The 2,425-nt window shown below is 62.4% G+C and carries 2 protein-coding genes; both read right to left on the reverse strand.

Annotated features, from left to right (window positions below):
- Positions 1–1,549: energy-dependent translational throttle protein EttA (gene ettA / locus Q0G18_RS09310; RefSeq protein ID WP_297152405.1), on the reverse strand; the 1,549-nt coding region annotated here is incomplete at its 3' end.
- Positions 1,550–1,614: 65 nt separating this feature from the next.
- Positions 1,615–2,425, reverse strand: an 811-nt coding sequence (locus Q0G18_RS09315) for an MBL fold metallo-hydrolase (RefSeq protein ID WP_297152408.1), incomplete at its 5' end; no start/stop codon positions are given.

The following is a 2,425-nucleotide window of genomic DNA, read 5'->3' on the forward strand; positions in this document are numbered from 1 at the left end:
TGCCCTCCCACGCGAGGATATGCGTGGCGATGCGGTCGAGGAACATGCGGTCGTGGCTCGTCACGACGGCACATCCGGGGAACTCGAGCAGCGCCTTCTCCAAGCTGGAAAGTGTCTCGACGTCCAGGTCGTTTGTGGGCTCGTCGAGCAGCAGCAGGTTGCCGCCCTGCTTCAGCGTGAGCGCCAAATTCAGGCGATTGCGCTCGCCACCCGAAAGAACACCTGCGGGTTTCTGCTGGTCAGAGCCTTTGAAGCCGAAGCTTGCCACATACGCGCGGCTCGGCACCTCGGTCTCGCACACCATCATGTAGTCGAGCCCGTCGGAGACCACTTCCCACACGTTCTTGTTGGGGTCGATGCCCTCGCGCCCCTGGTCGACATAGGAAAGCTTCACCGTCTCGCCCAGCTCGAGCGTACCCAAGGTCGGCTGCTCCTTGCCGACGATCATCTTGAAGAGCGTGGACTTGCCCACGCCGTTCGGGCCGATCACGCCTACGATGCCGTTGCGCGGCAACTCGAACGACAAGTTGTCGATAAGCACGCGATCGCCGAAGCTCTTGCAGAGTCCGTCCACCTTGAGCACGTTCGCGCCAAGGCGCGGACCTGCGGGAATATGGATCTCGGTGAAGTCAACCTTCTTCGACTGCGCGGCCTCGGCCACCATCTGGTCGTAGCGCTCCAGACGCGCGCGGCTTTTCGCCTGGCGCGCCTTCGGGGACGAGCGCACCCACTCGAGTTCCTCGGAAAGACGCTTCGCCAGCCTCTCGTCGCGCTGCTTCTGCGACGCCAGGCGTGCGGCCTTCGTCTCAAGGTAGGTGGTGTAGTTGCCCTTGTAGGGGTACAGATGCCCGCGGTCGACCTCGCAGATCCACTCGGCCACGTTGTCCAGGAAGTAGCGGTCGTGCGTGACGGCGAGCACCGCTCCTTGGTACTTGTGGAGGAACTGCTCGAGCCACAGGACGGACTCGGCGTCCAAGTGGTTCGTCGGTTCGTCCAAAAGCAGCAGGTCAGGCGCCTCAAGCAGCAAGCGGCAGAGCGCCACGCGCCTGCGTTCGCCGCCGGAGAGCACGTTCACCGGCATATCGGGGTCGGGACACTGCAGCGCGTCCATCGCCTGCGAGAGCTGGCTGTCCAAGTCCCAGCCGTCAACTGCATCGATGGCGTCCTGCAGCTCGCCCATTTCCGCCATGAGCGCGTCGAAGTCGGCGTCGGGCTCGGCCATGAGCCCGCCGATCTCGTTGAAGCGATCGATCTTCGCCTTCACGTCGCCAAACGCGAGCTCGATGTTCTCGAGCACCGTCTTGTCCTCGTCGAGCGGCGGCTCCTGCTGGAGGATTCCTACGGTGTAGCCGGGCGTGAGGCGCGCCTCGCCGTTGGAGACCTCCTCCATGCCCGCCATCAGCTTCAAAAGCGTGGACTTGCCCATGCCGTTTGGGCCGACCACGCCGATCTTCGCGCCGGGATAGAACGACAGCGTGACGTCGTCCAAGATCACCTTGTCGCCGTGCGCCTTGCGCGCCTTATACATCTGGTAAATGAATTCGGCCATTCGATAGACTCCCTATTGTCCTGGTCATTGCATACGTGAGGCCTATTGTATCAAGCAAACGTCGACTACAGCTCGAACGCCTCCAAATCATCGGGCACGTGAAGGTTGCCGCCGTATACGCTGCGGCCTTCGGCGACGTAGCGCTCCTTGCGATGCGACAGATCGTCGTCTTCCGTATGGTAGAGCACGAGGTTCTCCACACCGAGGTGCTCCGCCGTCGCGCATGCTTCGCGCACAGTCCCATGGTGAATCGGGTGCGGATTGTAGCGCTTGATGTCGGCGTGGCGGCAGTAGGCCTCGTGGACAAGCCACGTCGCCCCTTCGACATGCGAGAAGTTCTCGCTGGTCAGCGGCTCATCTCCGCTGCAGGCGAGCGCCTTGCCCGGAGCGTATTCCATCGTGAACCCGAACTGCTTGGCCGATCCAGTCGAGTGGATGTCGAAGAAGGTCACGGGGCGCCCGAGGATCTGCGCCGCGTCGCCTTCTTCAACCGCATGTAGGAACACACGCTTGTCGATGAACGCCGACTCGCTCGGGCGAAGCAGCATATGGGCCAGCTTATCGGCGGCTGCCACGACATCGCCGTTTCCCCAGAAGTGGAATTCCCCCTGATAGTTGCCACATTCCATGCCGTAGCACACCACACGGAGAATCCAAACGGACCCGAGCAGATGGTCGACGTGGGTATGGGTGACGAACAGGTCGTGGATGGAATGCCAATCGATGCCCGCACGCTCGAGCTGGGTCAAGATGCCGTTCCCGCCGCCCGCATCGACAAGGAACGTACGACCAGGTGCCTTCCCCATCGCGCCGTCATCCTGAAGCGCAAAGCACGCGTTGTAGCATTTCGTTGCGAGCGCATGGCCAGTGCCCAGC

The sequence above is a fragment of the uncultured Ellagibacter sp. genome (assembly GCF_934636505.1).
In the GTDB taxonomy this organism is placed as follows: Bacteria; Actinomycetota; Coriobacteriia; order Coriobacteriales; family Eggerthellaceae; genus Ellagibacter.